General features: G+C 62.2%; 6 protein-coding genes and 1 pseudogene. 2 read left to right on the forward strand and 5 right to left on the reverse strand.

Translation table 11 applies throughout. From position 1 onward, the window contains the following. Positions 1–175 (reverse strand): annotated as a pseudogene (locus HX803_RS33005) (undecaprenyl-phosphate glucose phosphotransferase); the annotation flags it as partial. 616 nt (positions 176–791) lie between these two features. Between HX803_RS33005 and HX803_RS30030 the strand changes: the two are divergent. Continuing rightward, entirely contained in the window at positions 792–1,421 is a 630-nt protein-coding gene (locus HX803_RS30030) for a LysE family translocator (protein WP_178925734.1), read from the forward strand. An 83-nt stretch (positions 1,422–1,504) separates the two neighbouring features. On the opposite strand, the gene inhA is transcribed toward HX803_RS30030, so the two are convergent. After that, on the reverse strand, positions 1,505–2,185 hold the full coding sequence (inhA, locus tag HX803_RS30035; protein ID WP_178925735.1) for an isonitrile hydratase: 681 nt from the start codon (positions 2,183–2,185) through the stop codon (positions 1,505–1,507). Positions 2,186–2,275: 90 nt separating this feature from the next. On the opposite strand from inhA, the gene HX803_RS30040 reads away from it, so the two are divergent. After that, positions 2,276–3,244, forward strand: a complete 969-nt coding sequence (locus HX803_RS30040) for a GlxA family transcriptional regulator (protein ID WP_178925736.1) — start codon at positions 2,276–2,278, stop codon at positions 3,242–3,244. Here HX803_RS30040 and HX803_RS30045 read toward each other — a convergent pair. The 3 genes from HX803_RS30045 to HX803_RS30055 form a co-directional block, all read right to left on the reverse strand. Next, complete coding sequence (locus HX803_RS30045) at positions 3,214–4,140, reverse strand: alpha/beta fold hydrolase (protein ID WP_178925737.1); 927 nt, start codon at positions 4,138–4,140, stop codon at positions 3,214–3,216. The two genes, HX803_RS30040 and HX803_RS30045, sit on opposite strands and share 31 nt — an antisense overlap. Positions 4,141–4,224: 84 nt before the next feature. Continuing rightward, positions 4,225–4,698, reverse strand: coding sequence for an isochorismatase family protein (locus tag HX803_RS30050; protein ID WP_178925738.1), 474 nt, complete (start codon positions 4,696–4,698; stop codon positions 4,225–4,227). A 49-nt stretch (positions 4,699–4,747) separates the two neighbouring features. Beyond that, the coding region (locus tag HX803_RS30055; RefSeq protein ID WP_178925739.1) for a glycoside hydrolase family 15 protein at positions 4,748–5,514 on the reverse strand (767 nt) is incomplete at its 5' end.

The following is a 5,514-nucleotide window of genomic DNA, read 5'->3' on the forward strand; positions in this document are numbered from 1 at the left end:
GCAGGCCGAGGAAATGAGGGCGCATTTCGGGGTCCATCGGGTCGAGGAAATACACCAGGACCAGCGGTGGCAAGATGGCCGTCAGGCCATGGATCAACTTGACGAAAACAACAAAGAACTCAACAAAACCGGCGCGCGTCAAAAACAGGCTATCGACTGACGACTTCTCTCGCATAAAACATCCCTCATTGCACTCCAGGCTCTCTGCTCGGCTGTTTGATCAATAAGGCAGCGAACTGCTTTAGAGCGCGAGTCGAACTACGGCTACTCTGGGTAAAACGCAACTACTCCATCCTGGACGGAGGAAACCTGCGGGGTAGTGACTTAAGGAGTGTTCCCTGTGTATTGCTTAGTCAACGAATTGACGATGGTGCGGAGGTGGTGTGCTAGACACGTTAATTAATCTTTTTTGCGGCATTTTATTGACTTTCCTTGTCCGGACACTCGGCGATTGGGTGTGATTTTGAGTGTAGGAACAAATGTGAGAATTTTCCTGTTTAACCGGAAAACCTTTTTTGAAGAGGCGTAGGAAACGGGGACAAAGAAGGGGTGACAGGGTGCACTAAGTGCCCGGTCACCGGGGCGTTCGCGGGATCGGAAGTTGTCTTTCAAACTCACGGTGAAATGGCGCGGTTCTCCCTGTTAGTTGCTTCCAGAGGCGGTGTTCAAACCGGTTCGACGACAGCGGGGGCGTGTGATCAGTGACGCCGGGCAATGTATCCAGCACAATTTTTTGTTCGCCCCCGAGCGTGCGGATTAATCTGCGGGTTTTCCCAATGTAGGGTGTGAGCATGATCGACCTGGCGACCCTGGCGGTGTTTTCCGGTGCAGTCTTGTTGCTGCTGTTATCGCCGGGGCCGAACATGGCTTTTGTGATCAGTCACGGTGTTTCCCACGGCTGGCGCGGTGGCATGGCCGCGACCCTGGGCATCAGCGTGGCCGACCTGCTGCTGACGGCGTTGACCGCCACGGGCGTGACGGCGCTGGTGGCCAGTTGGCCGCCGTCCTTTGATCTGATCCGGTACGCGGGGGTGGTCTACTTGCTGTGGCTGGTGTTCAAGACCTTGCAGAAAAGCTCTGGGCTGGACACTGACGCGGTCAACCGTGTGCCACTTGGGCGGGTGTTTATGCACGCCACGCTCAACAGCTTGCTCAACCCGAAGGCGCTGTTGTTTTTCGTGGTGTTCCTGCCGCAATTCGTGCAACCGCAGGCGGGGCCCATTGCCCTGCAGTTGATGCTGCTCGGCGGGGTGTTGACGTTGATTGCTACGGTGTTTCATGGCCTGTTGGGCGTGTTCGGTGGCGCGTTGAGCCGGTTCTTTTCCAGCCGATCCCAAAGCGCCTGGCTGCAGAAATGGGGGCTGGCGACCGTGCTGATGGTGCTCGCGGCGCGATTGGCCGTGATGTCCCGCCCGACCTGACACCACGAATCCCGAACGATGCGACATCCCTGTAGGAGCCGGCAAGCCGGCTCCTACAGGGTTTTGAGCTCCTACAGGTGTTGTCAGCCCAGGCGTGCCGCGGCCCGTGCGACGATTTCACCACGGGTCTTGCGCGATTCGGCGGTGCGTTTGCGTGCTTCTTCCAGCACATGCTTGGGCGCGGTCTCCGGGCTGCCCGAATCGAACGGTGGCGCCGGTGCGTATTCAATCTGCAATTGCACCAGTTGTGCGGCTGCTTCGCTGTAGAGCTCGGCCGCCAGGGTCAGGGCAAAATCGATCCCGGCCGTGATGCCGCCTCCGGTCAACAGGTTGCCGTCACGCACCACACGCGCTTGCACCGGGGTCGCGCCGAGCGGGGCGAGCAGGTCGTGGTAAGCCCAATGGGTGGTGGCTTTGCGACCGCGCAGCAAGCCCGCTGCGCCCAGCACCAGCGAGCCGGTGCACACCGAGGTCACGTAGCGCGCGGTCTGTGCCTGGGCCTTGAGGAAGTCCAGGGTCTGCGGGTCCTCCATCAGCGCACCCACGCCGGACCCCCCCGGTACGCAGATCACATCCAGGTTCGGGCACTCGGCATAGGTCATCGTCGGCGCGAACACCAACCCGGTGCTGGACGTGACCGGCGCCAAGTCCTTCCACACCACGTGCAGCTTCACGTCGGGCAACGAGCCGAGTACGTCATACGGGCCGGTGAGGTCGAGTTGCTGGATACCGGGAAACAACAGAAAGCCGATCTGCAAGGTCATGAATGAAGCTCCGATAAAGGGGTGGACGGCTTCACTGTAGAGGCCTAGGCTTTGGCGAATACGCCATTGAGCCCACAAATCACGCCAATCATGCCGCGACTCATCCACGTGCTCGCTTTCGACAATGCCCAAGTGCTCGACGTAACCGGGCCCCTGCAAGTGTTTGCCTCCACCAATGACCTGGCGCGCCAGCGCGGTTTGCCGCTGCCCTACGTGGTGTCGGTGATCGCCGCTCAGTCGGAACCGGTGAAAACCTCGGCCGGGCTGGCCCTGGTGGCCGAGCCGCTGCCCGCCGTCGACCAGCCCTGTGACACCCTGGTGATCGCCGGTGGCTGGGGCGTGTACGGTGCCGCCGAAGACCCGGCCCTGGTCGACTGGGTACGCGAAAAGGCCCGGCATACCCGGCGCATGGCGTCGGTGTGCACCGGTGCGTTCCTGCTGGCGGCCAGTGGTTTGCTCGACGGTTGCCGCGTGGCCACCCACTGGACGCGCTGCGAAGAACTGGCGCGCAAGTTTCCGCTGCTGACGGTGGAGTCCAATCCAATCTTCATCCGGCAAGGCGCCATCTGGACGTCAGCCGGTGTCACCGCCGGCATCGACCTGTGCCTGGCGCTGGTAGAAGAAGACATGGGACGCGCCATCGCCCTGGAAGTGGCGCGGCACCTGGTGGTGTTTCTCAAGCGCCCGGGGGGCCAATCGCAATTCAGCGTGGCGCTGTCCCTGCAAAAGGGCGACAGCCGTTTTGCCCAGCTCCATGCCTGGATGGCGGAAAACCTCACCCTCGACCTCAACATCGCCACCCTGGCCGCCCAGGCAGGCATGAGTGAACGCAGCTTTGTGCGCCACTACCGCGCCGAGACCGGCCAGACCCCGGCACGGGCCGTCGAGCTGATCCGCGTGGAAACTGCGCGCCGGCAATTGGCGGACAGCAGCGCCTCGATCAAACGCATTGCCGTGCAATGCGGTTTCGGCTGTGAAGAGACCTTGCGCCGCAGCTTTCTGCGGGCCCTGTCGGTGACGCCCCAGGCTTACCGCGAACGTTTTTCGCCGGTGTCGTAGGCACGTAATGCCTGTAGCGCTTCAAGGGTGATCTGCGGCGCTTCCTGGAACACATTGTGGCCAACGCCGGGCAGTACCTGGCGGCGGTAAAAACCGGTGAAGTGGTCCACGTCGTCATCTTCCTCCGGCGCCGGGCCCACGCCATCGTCGGCGCCGCACAAGGAAATGCTCGGCACCGAGATCGGCGGTTTCAGCGCCAGGGCCTGTTCGATGGGCTCCAACGCCGGGTCACCCGGGGCGTACATGAAGCGATGGCGGTACGAATGAATCACCACCTCGACAAAATCCGGGTTATCGAACGACGGCGCCGTCTTGGCATACAGCCCCGGCCCCTCGGCCCAGGTTGGCGACCACAGGCGCCACAACAGCTCGCATAACTCGCGGCGGTTGGCGGTCAAGCCGTCCACGCCACGCTGGGTATGAAAGTAGAACTGGTACCACAGCCGATGCTCCGTCTCCGGCGCCCTGGGCTTGAGTGATTTGGCGATGTCCTGGATGTTGTAGCCATCCCCGGTCACCAGCGCGCGCACCCGCTGCGGCCACAGCGCCGCGACGATGCACGCCGCACGCCCACCCCAGTCAAAGCCGACAAGGGTGGCCTGGGGGATCGACAGCGCATCCATGAAATCCAGCAGGTCGGTGCCCAGCGCCGCCTGTTGTCCGGAGCGCATCACCTGCTCACTGACAAACCGCGTCGGGCCATACCCGCGCAAGTACGGCACCAACACGCGGTAGCCGCGTTCGGCCAGCACCGGTGCAATCTCGTCATAGCCACGCGGGTCATAGGGGAAGCCATGCAACAGGATCACCGGCTCGCCACTGGCGGGCCCGTAGGCCTCATACGCCACATTGAGCATCGGGGTGCGGACATAAAGCCGCGAAGCAGTTGGACTCATGGTGGGCTCGAACGCAGTAGCCGAAGGTGCACAGACTTTAGCCCAAACCGATGACGGCGCGTGGTGCGGTTTAAGGCAGGGGGGTTACTTGTCTAGGCCGAGCTCGGCACTTTCCAACACGTGTTTGAAGTGGTGCCGCCACAAATCCACCCCCAATTTTCCCGACCGATCCAGCGACGAGCCCACCGTCAAATCACTGATCAACGTCGGCTGCAACCCGGCATCAAACAACGCAAAACCCGCCGCCAGCACGCAGGTGTCGGTCTGGATGCCACACACCAATACCCGTTCCGGCGCCAGCGCCTTGAGGTAGGCGATCGTCTCGGGCGTCGGCGCATAACCGTGCTTGATAAAGATGCGATCCGCCGCAATCAGGCTGTGGTCATCCGGCGCAGGCTGCCAGCCTAGCTGGCGGGCGAAGGGGGTGATGCTTTCGTCGTGGCGTTCCACGGTGGCCACCGACGGCAAGTGGCCGAGCAGGGCGTTGATGCCGTCGACCAGCCATGCGGACGGATTGAAGCAGGGTTGCACGTCGATGATCAGCAGTACCTGGCGCATTGCAGCTCCTGAGGGCGGCCCGAGGGCTGCCCATTGTGCACACGCCGCTTCAGGGTTGCCAGGTGGTCTTCTCCCCGCTGAGTTTGCGGTCCAGGAAGGTCGCCGCGCTGATCAATGCCAAATGGCTCAAGGCCTGGGGCGTGTTGCCCAGGTGCCGGGCCTGGCTGTCGAACTCTTCGGCGTACAAACCCAAGGGGTTGGCGTAGCGCAGCAACTGCTCGAACTCCAGGTGAGCTTTTTCCACTTGCCCGGCGCGGGCCACGCATTCGACGTACCAGAACGAGCAGGCGGCGAATGCGCCTTCGGTGCCTTGCAGGCCGTCGATCTGGCTGTCGTCGTTGCGGTAGCGGTAGACCATGCCGTCGCGCACCAGGCTTTTCTGGATCGCTTCCAGTGTGCTCAACCAACGCGGGTCGGTGGCCGCGACAAAGCGCACCAGCGGCATCAGCAGCATCGAACCGTCGAGTGCCGTGCTGCCGATGTGCTGCACGAAGTGGCCGCGCTCTTCATTCCAGAAATTGCTCCAGATGTCGGCATAGATGGCTTGGCGTGTTTCATCCCAGCGGGCGAAAGGAGCGGGCAGCGAGCGTTTGGACGCCAGGCGGATCGCGCGGTCCAGCGCCACCCAGCACATCAGACGCGAGTGCAGGAAGTGATGCTGCTCGCCGCGCATTTCCCAGATGCCCACGTCCTGTGTGTTCCAGATTTCGCAGACCTGGTCGGCGACTTCCACCGTGTGTTTCCAGCCTTGGTGAGAGATGGCTTCGCCGTACTTGTTGACCAGGTAAACCGCGTCCATCAGCTCGCCGTAGATAT

Source organism: Pseudomonas sp. P7548 (assembly GCF_013386585.1).
Classification (GTDB): Bacteria; Pseudomonadota; Gammaproteobacteria; order Pseudomonadales; family Pseudomonadaceae; genus Aquipseudomonas.

What these genes read in the sequence shown, in the direction of transcription:
- HX803_RS30040 (WP_178925736.1), top strand. Translation starts at nt 2,276, where the DNA reads ATGCCGCGACTCATCCACGTGCTCGCTTTCGACAATGCCCAAGTGCTC.
- HX803_RS30030 (WP_178925734.1), top strand. Translation starts at nt 792, where the DNA reads ATGATCGACCTGGCGACCCTGGCGGTGTTTTCCGGTGCAGTCTTGTTG.
- HX803_RS30045 (WP_178925737.1), bottom strand. Translation starts at nt 4,140, where the DNA reads ATGAGTCCAACTGCTTCGCGGCTTTATGTCCGCACCCCGATGCTCAAT.
- HX803_RS30050 (WP_178925738.1), bottom strand. Translation starts at nt 4,698, where the DNA reads ATGCGCCAGGTACTGCTGATCATCGACGTGCAACCCTGCTTCAATCCG.
- inhA (WP_178925735.1), bottom strand. Translation starts at nt 2,185, where the DNA reads ATGACCTTGCAGATCGGCTTTCTGTTGTTTCCCGGTATCCAGCAACTC.